This is a genomic window from Nitrosopumilus oxyclinae, from assembly GCF_013407165.1.
In the GTDB taxonomy this organism is placed as follows: Archaea; Thermoproteota; Nitrososphaeria; order Nitrososphaerales; family Nitrosopumilaceae; genus Nitrosopumilus; species Nitrosopumilus oxyclinae.
Genome location: NZ_CP026994.1, coordinates 813063 through 829218, shown reverse-complemented (window position 1 = coordinate 829218; position 16156 = coordinate 813063). Strand labels below are relative to the sequence as shown.

The following is a 16156-nucleotide window of genomic DNA, read 5'->3' as shown; positions in this document are numbered from 1 at the left end:
TCACCCTAGGAGTACCAACTCGTTAAGAAGTGGAAAATTTGCAATATATGCAAGTTGATTTGTAAATACCAAAATCCCTAAAATAATAATGAATGCACCTAAAATTACATTATAGTATTTTAGATGTTTTGACATTGAACGAATTATCCTTGTGGCTCTAGAAAAAAAGATTCCTATCAAAATAAATGGAATTCCTAATCCTAATGAATATGCTAACAACAAACTAAATGAAATTGATGGTGTAGTTGCAGCTAAAGTAAGAATCGTTCCAAGTATTGGACCAACACATGGTGTCCATCCCGCAGCAAATGCTAACCCAAACACAAATGACATTGGATAACTTGATTTTGAATTTTTAGGAAAAAACTTCTTTTCTACATTTAATGCCCGAATTTTTGTAGATAATAACAAAAATATTCCAAATGAAACGATGATGACGCCTCCTATCATGTTCAGACTTTCTGTAAAATTGCTTGCCGCACTAGAAAGAACACTGTTGATTAAAACTCCTAGTATGGAAAACACTACTGAAAAGCCTAATACAAAAAATATTGTGTTTAGAATAATATTTGCTCTATTAATTGAGAGAACAGTTCCGTTTTTGGAACCTAATTCAGTTACAGTTGTACCTGAGATATAAGCTAGAAAAGCTGGGATCATGGGTAAGATACAAGGCGCAACAAATGAACCCAAACCTGCAAGTACTGCTACAAAAATAGTAGGATCTGCCATGTTCTAAATTTACAATTTTTGCTTTAAAGCCTTCTTCCAATTCTTTACCAACTCTTTTGCTATCCCTTTTTATCTGGGATGTGGATACTTTTGATATGAATAAGCGATTTATCATTGTCGGAGTAGTTTTAGGAATTATAGTTGCTCTTGCAGTAATTATTGGTTCACCTGCAATTGGTGGGTTTGACGCAATGCGCTAGTTGTAAAATTTTTTGTAGGCTTTTTCAAAAATCTTTAGTGAATTTTCAATTTCAGTGCCTGATAACCACGCTGTAACTGAAATTCTCAGTCTTGCTTGGTTCTTTGGAACTGTTGGATATCTTATTGGTTGTGCAAATATCCCACTATCAAACAAAAAATTCCCAAATTGCATTGCTTTTTTTTCATCCCCTATGATTATTGGGATAATTTGACTTGTAGAATTTATTTCAAAACCCACTTGTTTGAGCCCTTTTGTAAGTTGTTCTGTATTTTTTACTAGTTTTCTTTTTTGTTTTTCTCTATTTGATTGGAATCGTTTGAATGAATACTCTACCAAAAAAGATGGTAGTGCTGAAGTATAGATGAAAGATTTTGATTTATTTACACATAAATCAATTACATTGTTGTGAGATGAAACATACCCTCCAAATGATCCTAACCCTTTACTTAAACTACTGATATACAAATCAATTTCCTTTGCAACTTTAAAATGGTCTGGTGTTCCCTTTCCATCTTTACCTATTACAAAATCCCCGTGTGCATCATCTACTATTGTAATGGCATTTGATTTATTTGAAATTTCAGTAATCTGCTTTAATGATGATAAATCACCATCCATACTAAAAATTCCTTCAGTTATAACAAATTTGTTTTTTCCTTTTTGTTTTATTTTTTTATTTAAATCTTGCATGTCATTATGTTTGTAAATTGAAATTTTAGCATCAGTTAACTTGCATGATTCAATTATACTTGCATGGTTTAATTCATCACTGAGAATCAAATCTCCTTTTTTTGCAATTGCTGAAATTGCACCCAAATTTGCCATATATCCTGTAGGGTAGATTAGACAATTTTGATGTGATTTGTGTTTTGCCAGTGCTTCTTCTAATTTTCTATATGATTCATCATTTCCTGAGACTAGTCTAGAACTTGATTGTAGTTGTTTGATTTGAATTTTTGAAGTTGGAATTCCTAAATAATCATTTGAGCACAAGTTGAGAAACTGTTTGTTATTGATAGTTATTTTGGAACCATTGGCTATTCCATATTTCATTTTACGATAAAGATTTTTTTGTTTCAGATTTTTTAATTCTGAATCTACAAAGTTCAGTTTATGCTTGAAGGCCAATTTTTTCAATCATTTTACGGTCTTTTTCAGCCTCATTTCCACCCATGGTGAGGTATCCTGCAGTGATAATTCCATTTGCTCCACTTTGAAGTAACTCTTCTCCGGAATCATCCAGATTTGTTTCACGTCCACCTGATATTTTGATAACTGATTCAGGTAATAGGAACCTGATCACAGAAAACATTCTGACAATTTCAGAATTTGGCAAATCTGCTTGTAATTCTAATGGTGTTCCTGGAACTGGAACTAGGATGTTAATTGTTACTTCTTCTGGATATAGTCTAGCTAATTCTAAAGTTAACTCTAATCTTTGCTCTCGTGTTTCTCCTAACCCGATAATTCCACCGGTGCACAATTCTAATCCAGCTTCTCTTGCAATGCCTAGTGTTTTTAATCTGTCTTCATATGTGTGAGTTGTACATATTTCTGAGAATTTTGATTTTGCAGTTTCTAAATTATGATTGTATCTTTTTACTTTGAGCTCTTTGAGTTTTTTTGCTTGTTCGGGTGTAAGGAAACCCAAACTGCATTCAACACTAATTCCTACTTTATCGTTAATTTCTGTAATGATTTTGCATACCTTTTGAAAATCATTAGTGGATGGTTCTCTCCATGCTGCAACAAGACAATATGACTCTGCTCCTTCTGCCATTGCTTTTTTTGCCTTGATTACTACTTCTTCTGGCGTTGGTAATTGATATGATTCTATTCCTGTATCAAAAAATGCAGATTGTCCACAAAATGTACAGTCTTCACTACATGCATTTTTTTTAATATTGTTTAATTGTTCAACATCCACTTTGTCTCCATTAAAATCTCGAGTAATCTCATTTGCACATCTGGCTAAATCTTTGAGATTCTCCTCAGGAACGTCTAGTAGTTTCTTTGCATCATCTACTGTTATGTGATTTCCTGAAAATACTTTTTCTTGACATTCTTTGATGAATTCCAAAATACTCATAATTTTATTAAAATAATTCTATTTTATAACATTACTGGAAAGGTTAACCCTGACGGGTATGGGGGGTTAACAGTCAAACCATCTTTGATTTTGCAGACTTGATTGTAGATATTGTTCTTTTTAGGAGTAAATCTAACTCTGATTCAGATATTGCCAATGGGGGTACAAGCATGACTATGTTTCCTAATGTTCTGAGATAGATTCCGTTCTTTTTTCCTTCCTCAAAGAAGATTTTATTTATGGATTTTTTAGGCGAAATTGGTATTTTTTTTGATTTGTCCTTTACTAGTTCAATTCCCATAAGCATCCCCTTATGTCGAATGTCTCCTACGATATCTATCTCTGAAATTTCGTTATGAAGTTTTTCAAACACTTTGGATGTTTTTTGAATTTTCTTAATCAAATTCTTTTTCTTGTACATTATGATATTCTCATATGCAACAGCTGCTGCAATTGGGTTTCCAGTGTACGTGTGTCCATGAAATAAATGTCTCCAATCATTAAATTCACCTAAAAATGAATCATAGATTTTCTTGTTTGTTAAAGTTGCAGCCATGGTAAGATATCCTCCAGTTAACATTTTCCCATATGCTATAATGTCTGGAATGCTTTTTTGTTCTTCATACTGTGTCATTGATCCCAATCTACCAAATCCTGTTGCTATTTCATCTAAAACAAATAATATATCATGTTTTTTACATATGTGGCTGATCTTTTTTTGAAATCCTTTAGGATAAATTATAACTCCTCCTGCAACCTGTGCACCACTCTCCAATACAAATGCTGCAATGTTATCTTTTTTAGAAAATCTTTTTTCAATTTTATCTAAGCAATAATTTTCATAGTCTGTTAATGTAAATCCTTTTGGTACTCTGTATTTATTTGGAACTGGAAATTGTATTGTTGAAAATAATTGTTTTTTAAATTTACCAAAGAACTCTGGTACATATCCTACAGACATTGCTCCAAATGTATCTCCGTGATATCCATTTTCTAATGTTGCAATCTCTGTTTTCTTTTTATTGCCTCTATTTTTCCAATACTGTAATGCTATTTTGATTGCAATCTCCATTGCAGATGAGCCGTTATCTGAATAAAACACCTTGTGCATCTTAGGTGATATCTTTACAAGACTGTCTGCAAGTTTTTCTGCAGGCTCTGTTGTTAGGTTAAACTGTGATGAATGTTGCAGTTTTTTGCTTTGTTGATTAATGGCCTTGATTAGTTGTGGGTTTGAATGTCCCCAAACGTTACACCACATTGAGGCTACACCATCAATCATTTTATTCCCTTTAGAATCTGTTAGCCATACTCCTTTTGCACTGGTGATTTTTGTAAATTTGTCCCATTCTTTCATCTGAGTGTTTGGATGCCAGACAGAACTTTTCAATGGATTTTGTATAGATTCAGATCTTAATAATTAACCGATGAATTAATCAATGGATAATTCTGAATATCATTGTTGAAATCTCTCTTTATCACAGGAACTGACACTGATGTTGGAAAAACATACATCACGGCAGGGCTTGCAGTTGTACTTCAAAAAATGAATGTAGATGTCGGCGTGATGAAGCCATTTGCAGCAGGTGTCGCTGAAAAAAAAGGGTACAAATCTGAAGACATTAAGATATTATCTCGAGCCGCAAAAGTATGTGATCCTGAAAAATTAGTAAATCCACAATTCTTTCCAATTCCTGCATCTCCGTATACTGCATGGAAGAAATTAAAAACAAAACCAAAAATTTCAACCATTCTATCTAGTTTTAAAAAATTAACTAAACTTCACGACATGATTCTGGTGGAGGGAATGGGTGGAATCATGACTCCTATTCTCAAAGACTATTACATTACAAACTTGATTAAAGAAATGAAAATTCCTACAGTAATTGTAACTAGAAGTAAAATTGGAACTGTAAACCATACTATAATGACAGTGAAGATGTGTGAGAAATACAAAATTCCTATCAAAGGAATAATAATTAATAATTTTGACAAGGGGTATGCAGTTAAAGATTTGACTCGTGACTTGGAAAATCTTACTGGTGTTCCTGTTTTAGGTTCTATCCCTTTTATCGAAGATATGAGTAATGCATCTTTGAATAGAATTTTCAAAAAGAATCTTAATTTTAAATTGCTATTAAAATAGTTATATTCTTAAAATTTTGAATTTACTTGTACCATGAACATTACTAAACTGTGCAATTTCAAAAATAATTTTTGAAAACGAATTTTCCTCTTTAGATAAAACAAATGTTTTCTTGTTTGTAGGGATATTTTCTGATAACACTAACCATATGTTTTCTTTTTCAGGTTGAATTTTTTCCAACGATGCTATCTTTTCATTTATTATTTCAACGTTTGATGATTTTGGTATATACACTAACAATGTTTTTTTTGGATCTTTTTCTAATGTTTTTGTATTTGGAATAACTATATCTAACTCTGTATCATTATACGTTACTTTTCTTTGACTTGTGATTAGTGCATTAGTAAGTAAATAATGCAATAATCCTGTAGCTAGTACTCCTACTACTTCATCTTTTACACCCATTGTTAGAATATGATCATAGCAATTCATTGCAATGTCATCAATAATTTGTTCAAATTTTTTTTCAACAATTAATTTGGGAATGATTTCTGAACTTTCTATATAATTGAACAAATAATCCTTAATTGGATTTGATTCTTCTTCCATTTCTTGACCTTTCACTATTTCTTTTTAATAAAATCCTTGTTAGATGATTTTAAAAAGCAGATTGTGTAGTGTTGATCATGGTAATTGTTGGTGATTTGATTGAATTAACTGATGATGGACAGGATTTAGAAAATATTGAAATTCTTAACAATTTTGATAACATCTCATGGACAATTCAAGATGGAACTAAAATACCTGTAGAAATTTTTTCATTATATTCCACTAATTCTGGAGCAGTTACAATTAACGATGTAAATTTTGAATTATTTGATAGGATAAAAAAATCAAATTTTAGTCATGTTTTTGTTCATATAGATCACTATGAAGAGATGTTCATACTGTTCTTTGAATTTGCTACTGAAACAGAGTCTGATTCTTTTGAGTTTGTTCATTTTGGCTTTGTTCCTACAGGTGATTTTTTTAGCACATTGTCTTCTAATCCTGTTTTAAAAATTAAAACAAAAAACTTCAAATTTTCTGAAGGTGCAATGAAGAAAATTTTAGAGAAATTAACTGAATTTAATTCAAAATATTCTAAAAATTCACAATTTTAAAATTATTCATTGTAAACATAGTGTCTTTCGCCTCTGGATTCTTTTTTAGTATCCACATTTACAAGAACAAATTCTTTCTTTGAATTAACCATGGATTCTTCAGGGGCTAGTTTGTTTTCGTGTAATTCTTCATATTCATCCCATGTGAGTCTTCTTCTATCTCCAATCTCTGCTTCCAAATTCAGATTTTTTACTATTTCTTTGTAAGATGGTTGGATTACTCCACTGAACACCATTGCACTACTGCCACTTCCATATGATCCAAATCCTACTCTTTTTCCTTCAAGATCAATTCCTTTTTGATATTCAAATTCTAAACTACTTCTAAATCCCAAGTATAGTGATGCAGTATACAAATTACCTATCATACTAGATGCAATCAAAGAACTAGATAGTTTTGATTCATAAACTTCTTGATATGTTTCAGTTTTTGTAAATAGCTTGGTAAATTCATGATCTTTTGCCATAAATTCCTCATCACCTAATACTGATTCAATTGTTCCACGTGGATCTTTGGGAACTGGTTCTTCTACTCCAATCTCTTGTAAAATCTTCTTCCATCTTGGCAATTTTCTCCATTCATGTCTAACTAGATATGCTAAGGCCTTCTTTCCCATGTTACTATAAGGCAAATGCATGTTGATGTAGTCCATATGATCTAAAATTGTCTCATCTGGTTCTAATTTGATTAATCCTGATGATGCAACTTTTTTCTTGTATATTTCAAGTGCTTTTCTTACTTGAATCATGTAAAGTAAATTGGAATACTGTCCATGAACAATAGGAGTTTCTTTTCCAAAAGGTCTGTAAAAATCATATTCATCTTTAATTGATGTTGATGTTACTTTAGGATCAAAACCCAATAATCGGGGTTCATCATTCAGAAGCATAACTACTGCTCCTGCACCTTGTGTCATTTCACCACTAGAACCCATATCATATTTTGCAATATCTGATACTACTACCAGTGCATGTTTTCCTTCTGCTTCTCCTGCTCTAATCCAGTTTGCATTATCATAAAGTGCATAAGAACCACTTACACATGCGAATTTAGTTTCAACTCCTCCGCAGTGCTCAAATGCACCTTGACCGTAAACTTGCTCTAGCATTCCAATAACGTATGAATTCATTGCTTTTGATTCATCAAATGCTGATTCAGTTGAAATGTATAATCTTCCTATATCGTCAGGTGAAAGTTTGTTTTTTTGCATAATTCGTAAGCATGCATTTGCTGCAAGACATGCTGGGTCTTGATTGGCATCAACTATTGCCATCTGTGAAACTCCTAAGCCTTTTTGTAATTTTACTGGGTCTAATCCTCTATTATCTGCAAAATCAGCTGCATCGATATACAATCTTGGGATGTAAATTGCAATGTCATCAATTCCAGCTGCCATAAGCTAGGACTCGGAATTTCATTAATAAGGATATTGGGTAAATTCTAAGTAACTAGGAAGGCAATTTTCGTAATTTTGTTGACAATCTATTAATAAAATGATCGCAAAATCTATTTTTCTAATTCCATTTCAAAAACTTTTTCAAATGTTTCTAAAGGCTGAGCTCCAAACAATCTGGTTGTTTTTCCATCAGGTCCTATGACAAAAAATGCAGGGGTTCCAGTTAATTCTAAATTTTTTGCATCTTCATTACTTGCAAGAATTGTTTGTGAATGCAATCCGTTTAACATACATTCAGACCATACATCCATGTCTAATCCTATTTCTTGAGCAAATCTACCTAAATTCTCTGATGATGCCCACCCATTATTCTCTCCAGTCCAATTGGAATACAAAATATCATGATATTCCCAAAACAAACCTTGATCATTTGCACAATGTGCCCCATGTGATGCATTTACAGAATCAGGGCCAATTATGTTGTAATCTTTGAAAATCATTTTTACTTTACCTGTTTCAACATAGTTTTCTAAAATTTTACCTTCAGTTGAATGAAAGAACACATTGCAAAAATGACATTGATAGTCTCCAAATTCAATTAATGTCACTGGTGCGTTTGGATTTCCAAGTATTGGTGAGCCATTTGCAAGAAATGTCTCCATGGTAATTTTTGCAGGACCTGCTTGTTGTATGGTGGGCGTTGGTTCAATTTTTAGTTCTGTAGGATTTGTAATTCCATCAAACATTGTAAATGCAATTATGATGACTATTGCTGAAATTATGGCTCCTATGGCAAGTGAAGGTGCATGTAACAATAGAAATCAAAATTGTTTTGGTACATTTAGTCTTTTGTTCCATTTTCAATTATCTGATGGTCTCCCCTAAAGTAAATATTTACGATATTTTTTATCCTGAATTTTTATTTTCTGAAATTGATAATCTTTTTTTGAATTATCTGGAAAAATGTACTTTGTTTCATACAATTCTATATTGTTTACAATTTTAACAGAAATAGCCCTTCTTTGATTTTTATAATTTGTAATTATAACTTGAATTGTTGTATTTGATCTAAATGCATAATTTCAACTAAAATTGATAAACTTGTCGTGAATGAAACAATAATTGTAAAATGATGAAGAAATTTATGCTGAGTGTACAATAATACATGTTTCATTTTATAAACAGTTTTTATTTTAGTTATAATTGGTAGATAGTTATTGAAATCAAAAAACTCTGTTTTAATTATTGAAGATAGTCCTGCTGTTGGTATGTTGCTAGCTGAATTTATGAAAAAACTAGGTTATACAGATATCAAAACCGCCGAGTCTGGACATGCTGGGATATCTCTATTCAAACAATTTGTTGAAAAAGATATCACTCCGTTAATATTTTTGGATTATAATCTTCCTGATAGTACTGCAAATTCCATAATGTCTCAGATATTGCCGATAAAACCTTTTACAAAAATTATAATTGAAACAGCAAATAGCAAAGACGAAGACACAATTAAAGAAGTAATTGGATTGGGTGCATATCACTATCTTCAAAAACCAATCCATTTCAATGAAGTTGAAAAAATTATCACAATATTGGAAGAAGAAGAATCATATTTGGAAAAAAAGTCTCCCAGAACTAGTACATCTCAAGAAGATGATATAGATGAAGAGAAAATTATAGAACATATTGATTTTATTTTAAAAACTAATAATCAAATTAGTTTGAATAAAATTGAACAGATCCTTGGGTTTTCAAATGAATTTATTGTAACTTATTTGAAAAAGCTAGAAACAAAAGGAAAAATAGTTCAACTAGACAATAAAAAAGAAATTGCTTGCAATCAATGTGATTCTATACGAACATCTCAGGTATTCTTTTGTCCTACTTGTAAAAGTTCAAATTTCAAATTAGGTAAATTAATTGAACATTATGATTGTGGTAATATTACAGAAGAAAGTACTTATGAAAATGAACTTTGTCCAAACTGTAAAAAGGAAATTAAAGCATTAGGTGTGGATTACAGAGTAATGCAAAACCATTACATTTGCAATGATTGTGGTGGACTTTCTCCTGAAATTTCAACTAGTTACATTTGTTTGAAATGTGAAAGTAGATTTAAACTTGAAGAAGCACGTTGGAAATCAAGTGTAAATTACAAAGTTCTCAATACAAAATAATTCCATTCTTAACTAGATACTCTATTCCTTGCACAAATGTTTTGTCATCAATTGAACCATCTGCCCACCACCCTGCATTATTTTTAATCCACTGTGGAATGTTTTGTTCTATTTTTGACGTTTGAGATTTATCATTAACATGAATTATTTTTTCTTTAACTAGATACTCTATTCCTTGCACAAATGTTTTGTCATCAATTGAACCATCTGCCCACCACCCTGCATTATTTTTAATCCACTGTGGAACAACTATTATTAAATTAGAATTGATCTTTCCAATTGGTACAATTTTGTACCCTTTTTCATCAATTTCATCAATGATTTTTATTAATTCATTAATTTGATTTTTATTCACAGAGTTTGTATATGTTGAATTAATGACAGTGGCGAATTCTTGTGGTTGAATTGTTATTATTCCAAATCCGTAATTCTTGACTCCGTCAATTAATTCATTTACCACTTGCTGTGAGTTTCTTCCTTCATAGATATTTGATGTTGGATTAAATTTCCCTGTTGCAGTTATTTGTGGGAATCTGTAGATGTTTTCCCCTTTTAATGCAAATGTGGGGTTTTCTTCATTTACTAGACTAGTACTGATATGAGTAATTTTATTTTCTTCTAATATTTTAAGAGTGTCTGAATTTGCCACGTTACTTGGAGGTATGAAAATATGTGGAGCGACACCTACTACTGATTCAATTCTCTCTATTGATTCTTTTAGATTTTGATTTTGTTCATCTTTGTCATAATTGGTATATGGCGTTAATCCAATCCCTTTAGTTGCAACTTCTAAAATTTTTCCATTCTTGCTTGTATTTTCTTTTACAAATGAAGTAATTTTTTGATCATTTCCAAAGGCATCTGCAATAATCCCAACTGTTAAAGGAATTTTATTTTCAATAAATACATTCATAATTTCAATTTGAATATTGTTTAACCAATAATCTTGTACCCCATCTAATCTAAAAGATACACAATTACAGGTGTCGATTGTATTTTTAACCTTCTCTACGTTTGTATTGTTTATTGGAGTTTGATGTGTATTTTCTTGATAATTATTTTGAGTGCTGTTCTTTTTAATTTCACTTAACTTTACAAATTTTGAATCTAATGTGGATACGTTACCCAATAATATTTTTAATTCCAAAAGGGCTTTTTGATTTGGTTCTGCATAAATTTCTTCGTTTTTAATTGTAAACCCTTGTGGATGCATCATGATTATGGCATATCCTTTTTGATTAATGCTCTTGATTATTTCTGATTCAATTTCACTTGTTTCATTAAGTACCCAATCTTTTCCATTAATTAGGACGCCTGTTTCTGTTGTTGCAGGGATATTATGAAATTCATTTTCTACAAAAATTCTACTATTTTCTTTAATATGTGATGTTAAATGGGTAAATCCATTTTCTTTTAAAATTTCAACTGTATTGTCATTATACAAATTCTGAGGAGGGATGAATGATGTTGGTATTACTCCGAAAATTTCAAATATTTTTTCATTTGTATCTAGGATGTATTTTTCTTGTGTTTCTTTACTAACGGTTGTTAGAGCGTCATTATTCCAACTATGATTTGAAATTTCTGTATTATTATTTAGTAATGTTTCTTTGATTACTGATGTGATCTTTTGATCATTTCCTATGAGGCCTCCAATTACCCCAATTGTAAGTGGTATGTTTTCTTCTTCAAACAATTTTATCATTTCAATTTGTGTGTCTGCTAACCAATAATCTTGTATATCATCAAGTCTGAATGCAATACAGTTACATTCGAGTAACGGATTTTCATTTTCAATCATTTTAGGTGTATGTTTGTAGATGTTGAAATGATTTACATTTCCTACTAATGGTATTTTATTTTCTGGCCAATATTTATTTTCTGCATTGTTTTCACTACTTATTTTAATAGAATACATTCCCGTTTTTAGATTCGAAAATTGGGCATCTCCTCTAAAATTTACATCTGATGTAGTGACAGTTTTTCCAACTGAATTTACTAACGACACTTTATAATTTCCATCATTTGATGTAATTTTTTTTGTACCTGAATACAAATTAACTGTAATTAATTCTTCTAAAACTTCTTGCAAATTTGTATTTATTTTTTTATCAAGTGATAATCCAGCTTGTAATTTAATGGGATAATCCGAAGTGATAAAAATTTCTCCTAAATACACATCTGCAATATAATGTTCATCTTGTTTTGTAGTGGATTGAATCCAATACCGTGTTGTTTCACCTTTATCATTTGTTAACCCTTTTCTCCATTCCACATTGTCTTGGGATTTTATAATTACTGTTGCATCTTTGATCGGATTTCCATTTTTATAATAAACTTCAAACTTTAAACCTCCTGATAATGGAATGATTATGTTTAGTTTTTCAGGATTATTATTTAATTGAATATATCCTACATCGGCATACATCCCATTAACATAAACTTCAATTTTATAGCGATGGTTTATTGGCAATAAAATTTTTTCAGGATTACTTTCTATTTTTTTTTCTAGTATTGGTACTTTATCAAAGTCTTGAAATATTTTTACCTCCATATCGTTAAAATCTGCTCTATCACCATTTGTGTATTTGATTTCAACTTCAACAATTTCATTTTCTTCTGCCAAAATTTGTTCATGTGGTATTAGTAAAACAAGTGATATGATGATGGATAACACTATACATTTTTTATTAAATAACATCTTACACTCCAATTCTTTTCGCACTTGTCCAAGTAGCTTTCTTGTTTCTTAATTGTTCTATAATTGCTTTTAGTAACAAATAGTCTACAACCTGTTTGAACCCGTATACTAAAAATATTGTATAGAGGAGTAACTTGGGATCCTCATTATCAATTCTCAATGCTAATGCCGTCATTAGATAGTGCACAACAACAAAAATTAAAGATATTTGTAAAATATACAAACCATCCCCCATAATGACGCCTATTATGGCATTAATTGTAGCAATAAAACCAATGATTGGAGTAACAACCATTCCTAGGAATAGGTATGGTAGGGATAGTCTTTGCAGATGTCCAAATCTGGGATTGGTTAAAGCATCTGAATGTCTTTTTAGTACCTGAATGTTTCCTCTATACCATCGTTTTCTTTGAGCAACAAAGTCTTTCATTGTATTTGGTGCTTCAGTATAGGCTGTAGCTTTACTACTTCCTTGTGTAATTAGACCTGCTTTTAGAAGTTTTATTGTTTGATCAAAATCCTCGACAATCGTATCTTTACCGTATGCTCCGGCCTCTATCAAAAATGATTTTCTAAATGCACCTAATGCTCCTGGTACTATAGTAATTGATCCAAATATATCAAAAGCTCTTCGGATAATTTGAATTCCAGTTATGTATTCTAATGCTTGACATTTTGTTAATATGTTATTTCTGTTTCTTACTTTTATGTTGCCGGCAACTGCTGCAACATGTTCATTTACTTCAAATCCTTTTACAATCTCTTTTAGAGCATTTCTTCCAATAATTGTATCTGCATCAACTATTACTATGATCTCGCCTTTTGCATATACAGTTCCATAATTTAGTGCAGTAGCTTTACCTCCGTTTTCTTTATGCAATACAAGAATTTGTTTTTTATATCTTGATGCTATTGATAATGTTGAATCACTACTACCATCATCTACAAAAATAATTTCTTTATTTGGGTATTTTGTTTCTAGTAACCCTTCAATTGTATTTGCAATTACTTTTTCTTCATTATAAGCTGGAATTATGATTGATATTTTTGGGTATGTTTTTACAACTTGTTGATTATCTTCTCGATACTTGCTTATGACTGCCATAGGTACAAACAACATTGTTGACCAAAATGAGATAGTTAGTGCCCATAACAAAATTATTCTTACAGGTGATTCTAACATTGTGTATCCTTCAAATGCAATCATCCCTCCAATGACAAATGGGGAACCTAAAAGAAACACCAAAAACACTGATGGTGCACGTTTTCCAGTTTTATTTTTAGAGTATAGCTCTCCTGTAGCTCCAACTATGTGATATAGGGTGATTACTCCGCCAATACCCATAGCAATCATACTTAGAGGTCCTAAAATGAAAAAAACACTTGTTACAAGAAATCCAACAATTGCTACAACTAATCCCACTTGAATTAAATCTAGTTTCTTTTTTGGAGTTTTTACATTTTTAGTAATTTCTGGTTTAGTTTTTTCTAAAATTGGTTTTGCACATAATTCATGATACCAATTGTTTTGAAATCTTAATGATTTTTCTTCAAGTTTAATTATTTTTTCACAAGAATTACATTTGATCATTTTTGGATTTAAAAAAACAGTATTGTCTTTTTTCCGAATTATTGTTTTTTCCTTGATTGTTTCATTGTCAATGCTGGAAATTCTTAATTCTAAAATTTTCTCTAAATACTGTCTATCTGAATTTGTAATGTCTCTATCATTCCTAAGTCTTTTCAACAAGTATTGATTTCTACCTTCATCTCCTTTTGATTGATCTATAGCCTGAGCTAGTTTTGAGATGATTGAATTTTTGTCCAATTTTAATAATTGTTAAAGCCTGATTTGTGATTATATGTTAGTACGTCATGAAAATTTTCCTTTCAGTCTATTATTTTATGCAAAATTATGATGATTTCATTTCATTCCAAATTTCATATTATTGATGATTATTTTCATAAAATTCTACAGCATGGGTAAATTGTCTATAATGATCCACCTCTTTCCAAAACTTCTCTTCATCTATGTTTTTACCTTCATCTATCCAAACATTTAGAATTTTTTGCATAAACATTTGTGTGCTATCATCAATTTGAGGTCTAACCCCAGTTTCTTTTTCTATTCTGTCTCTTTCTTCTTTGAATTTCTTTAGTAATCCTTTGAGATGTTTTCCATTCATTTGAGCAGCTTTTTCTCTTTTTGATGAATGGATATCTTTTTTGAAATTTGACAAAAATCCCATTATGTGATTATGTTATTTCTGAGATTAAAGGGTTACAAACACTATGATAAATGCAATTACAACTATTGCTATGGATATTTTCATAAATGATGACATGATTTTAATTAAATTATACGATTATTATGGTTTTACACACTATATTTTTGGCAAGTTACCTGTTTTATCTAAATTTGATTTACAAACTTTACAGTAGAGTCTTATTTCTTTTGATGGAAATTCAGTTCCACAATTTTTACAAATAAAGAACTTTTCGTCATCCATAATTTTATTGAGTTTGTAGTTAACTTAAGAGTATTGATGGTTGGATCATCTTGCAGGTCTTTTAAAACTTGGCTTTATTTTAGAATTATTTACTGATGATTTTTCAAACATTCTATCTGATATGTCATTTTTTGTTTTTTCTTCAGATGAAATATCTTCAATTTTGTAAATTTTTTTAATTGTTTTTGATGGTTTATTGTTTTTTGAATAGATGATATTTGTTGGTGAAATTTTCTTTTTATTATTATTTCTTGGTTTATCCACATCTACAGGTTTTTTCTTTGTCCATGTAATGTTATTAACATCTGATGACGATGATTTTTCTTTATTATAATCGCCTAATGATTTAACCATAATCCACTATGATCCTTCACGACATAATAGTATTGATTTATTTTCTATTCTCATTTACTTGGTTAATTATTGATTGCATGCAGTCATGACAAATAATTGATTTTGCATCCATTTTACGAATATTTTCATGATCTTGTATTTCTGAATCATATGTTGCTGCAATGACTATTTTATTATTCCATACTGCAAAATCTTCTTTCTTTTTATTACATACTATGCAGTCCACAGATTTTAGAAATTCTATGTCTACATAAGCGTGTTTTTCTCTAAACTGATGATAGAACCTCAATTTTATTTTTTAACCAAATCTAACTATGATTTAGAAAAAAAAATAAGAATAATTGAAAATAATCAAGTTTAAAATTAATCAAACGAAACTAATCTAAATTTTCTATTTTTGATGTTTTGGTAAACATTCTTTGCAATATACTGGTCTTCCTTCTTTTGGTTCAAAAGGAACTTCGGAATCTTTTCCGCAGTCAGCACATACGCATTTGTACATTTTTCTGTCTGTTGACATACAATACATGATTTTCCTTCCCATATGAACGGGCGTATTGGAGTTTAGACTCTATGATTCTTTATGTTTATCACATGAATAGCATATTTCTTTCTTAGTGTGTTTTGACAATAGACGATTACAGTTTGTACATCTTTTGTGTTCTACTGAAAGTTGTACAGGAATAGTTTGTATTTTTTTGAATCTTCCCAAAAACCCCATATGTTATCTAAGATAATTTTGAACTTA

General features: G+C 30.6%; 17 protein-coding genes. 3 read left to right on the top strand and 14 right to left on the bottom strand.

Features of this window, described 5'->3' with window-relative positions; translation table 11 throughout:
- The 4 genes from C5F49_RS04880 to bioA all read right to left on the bottom strand — a co-directional run bounded on the left by C5F49_RS04880 (window position 1) and on the right by bioA (window position 4413).
- Window positions 1-732 (bottom strand): cytochrome c biogenesis CcdA family protein, encoded by a 732-nt coding sequence (locus C5F49_RS04880; protein WP_179361897.1) that lies wholly within the window; start codon window positions 730-732, stop codon window positions 1-3.
- Between the two features lie 196 nt (window positions 733-928).
- The gene (locus C5F49_RS04875; protein WP_179361896.1) at window positions 929-2071 is read right to left on the bottom strand and encodes an aminotransferase class I/II-fold pyridoxal phosphate-dependent enzyme; all 1143 of its coding nucleotides are present in this window, start codon (window positions 2069-2071) and stop codon (window positions 929-931) included.
- Window positions 2046-3023, bottom strand: a complete 978-nt coding sequence (gene bioB / locus C5F49_RS04870; RefSeq protein ID WP_179361895.1) for a biotin synthase BioB — start codon at window positions 3021-3023, stop codon at window positions 2046-2048. The genes C5F49_RS04875 and bioB overlap by 26 nt, the downstream gene beginning before the upstream one ends.
- A 73-nt stretch (window positions 3024-3096) precedes the next feature.
- Complete coding sequence (gene bioA, locus C5F49_RS04865; RefSeq protein WP_179361894.1) at window positions 3097-4413, bottom strand: adenosylmethionine--8-amino-7-oxononanoate transaminase; 1317 nt, start codon at window positions 4411-4413, stop codon at window positions 3097-3099.
- 72 nt (window positions 4414-4485) lie between these two features.
- On the opposite strand from bioA, the gene bioD reads away from it, so the two are divergent.
- Complete coding sequence (gene bioD, locus C5F49_RS04860; RefSeq protein WP_179361893.1) at window positions 4486-5169, top strand: dethiobiotin synthase; 684 nt, start codon at window positions 4486-4488, stop codon at window positions 5167-5169.
- Here the strand turns inward: bioD and C5F49_RS04855 are convergent, their stop codons facing one another.
- Window positions 5170-5718, bottom strand: coding sequence for a hypothetical protein (locus C5F49_RS04855; RefSeq protein WP_179361892.1), 549 nt, complete (start codon window positions 5716-5718; stop codon window positions 5170-5172).
- A 77-nt stretch (window positions 5719-5795) separates the two neighbouring features.
- Here C5F49_RS04855 and C5F49_RS04850 point away from each other — a divergent pair, with 77 nt between their 5' ends.
- On the top strand, window positions 5796-6272 hold the full coding sequence (locus tag C5F49_RS04850) for a hypothetical protein (protein WP_179361891.1): 477 nt from the start codon (window positions 5796-5798) through the stop codon (window positions 6270-6272).
- A 2-nt stretch (window positions 6273-6274) separates the two neighbouring features.
- Here the strand turns inward: C5F49_RS04850 and C5F49_RS04845 are convergent, their stop codons facing one another.
- The gene (locus C5F49_RS04845; protein ID WP_179361890.1) at window positions 6275-7669 is read right to left on the bottom strand and encodes a hydroxymethylglutaryl-CoA synthase family protein; all 1395 of its coding nucleotides are present in this window, start codon (window positions 7667-7669) and stop codon (window positions 6275-6277) included.
- Between the two features lie 110 nt (window positions 7670-7779).
- Window positions 7780-8484 carry a DsbA family protein gene (locus tag C5F49_RS04840; RefSeq protein WP_179361889.1) on the bottom strand — a complete coding sequence of 235 codons (705 nt, stop codon included), beginning with the start codon at window positions 8482-8484 and terminating at the stop codon, window positions 7780-7782.
- Between the two features lie 402 nt (window positions 8485-8886).
- Here C5F49_RS04840 and C5F49_RS04835 point away from each other — a divergent pair, with 402 nt between their 5' ends.
- Window positions 8887-9843 (top strand): TackOD1 domain-containing metal-binding protein, encoded by a 957-nt coding sequence (locus tag C5F49_RS04835; protein WP_179361888.1) that lies wholly within the window; start codon window positions 8887-8889, stop codon window positions 9841-9843.
- Here the strand turns inward: C5F49_RS04835 and C5F49_RS04830 are convergent.
- From C5F49_RS04830 to C5F49_RS04805, 7 genes are all read right to left on the bottom strand, one after another.
- The gene (locus tag C5F49_RS04830; RefSeq protein ID WP_179361887.1) at window positions 9830-12544 is read right to left on the bottom strand and encodes a polysaccharide deacetylase family protein; all 2715 of its coding nucleotides are present in this window, start codon (window positions 12542-12544) and stop codon (window positions 9830-9832) included. The two genes, C5F49_RS04835 and C5F49_RS04830, sit on opposite strands and share 14 nt — an antisense overlap.
- Before the next feature lies 1 nt (window position 12545).
- Window positions 12546-14372 carry a glycosyltransferase gene (locus tag C5F49_RS04825; RefSeq protein WP_179361886.1) on the bottom strand — a complete coding sequence of 609 codons (1827 nt, stop codon included), beginning with the start codon at window positions 14370-14372 and terminating at the stop codon, window positions 12546-12548.
- A 118-nt stretch (window positions 14373-14490) separates the two neighbouring features.
- Window positions 14491-14793, bottom strand: coding sequence for a hypothetical protein (locus C5F49_RS04820; protein ID WP_179361885.1), 303 nt, complete (start codon window positions 14791-14793; stop codon window positions 14491-14493).
- Window positions 14794-14928: 135 nt separating this feature from the next.
- Complete coding sequence (locus tag C5F49_RS09695; RefSeq protein ID WP_281361100.1) at window positions 14929-15054, bottom strand: hypothetical protein; 126 nt, start codon at window positions 15052-15054, stop codon at window positions 14929-14931.
- A gap of 45 nt (window positions 15055-15099) precedes the next feature.
- Window positions 15100-15408 carry a hypothetical protein gene (locus C5F49_RS04815; RefSeq protein ID WP_179361884.1) on the bottom strand — a complete coding sequence of 103 codons (309 nt, stop codon included), beginning with the start codon at window positions 15406-15408 and terminating at the stop codon, window positions 15100-15102.
- A gap of 37 nt (window positions 15409-15445) precedes the next feature.
- Window positions 15446-15634 carry a hypothetical protein gene (locus C5F49_RS04810; RefSeq protein ID WP_179361883.1) on the bottom strand — a complete coding sequence of 63 codons (189 nt, stop codon included), beginning with the start codon at window positions 15632-15634 and terminating at the stop codon, window positions 15446-15448.
- Window positions 15635-15799: 165 nt separating this feature from the next.
- On the bottom strand, window positions 15800-15928 hold the full coding sequence (locus C5F49_RS04805; RefSeq protein WP_179361882.1) for a CxxC-x17-CxxC domain-containing protein: 129 nt from the start codon (window positions 15926-15928) through the stop codon (window positions 15800-15802).
- Window positions 15929-16156: the final 228 nt, after the last annotated feature.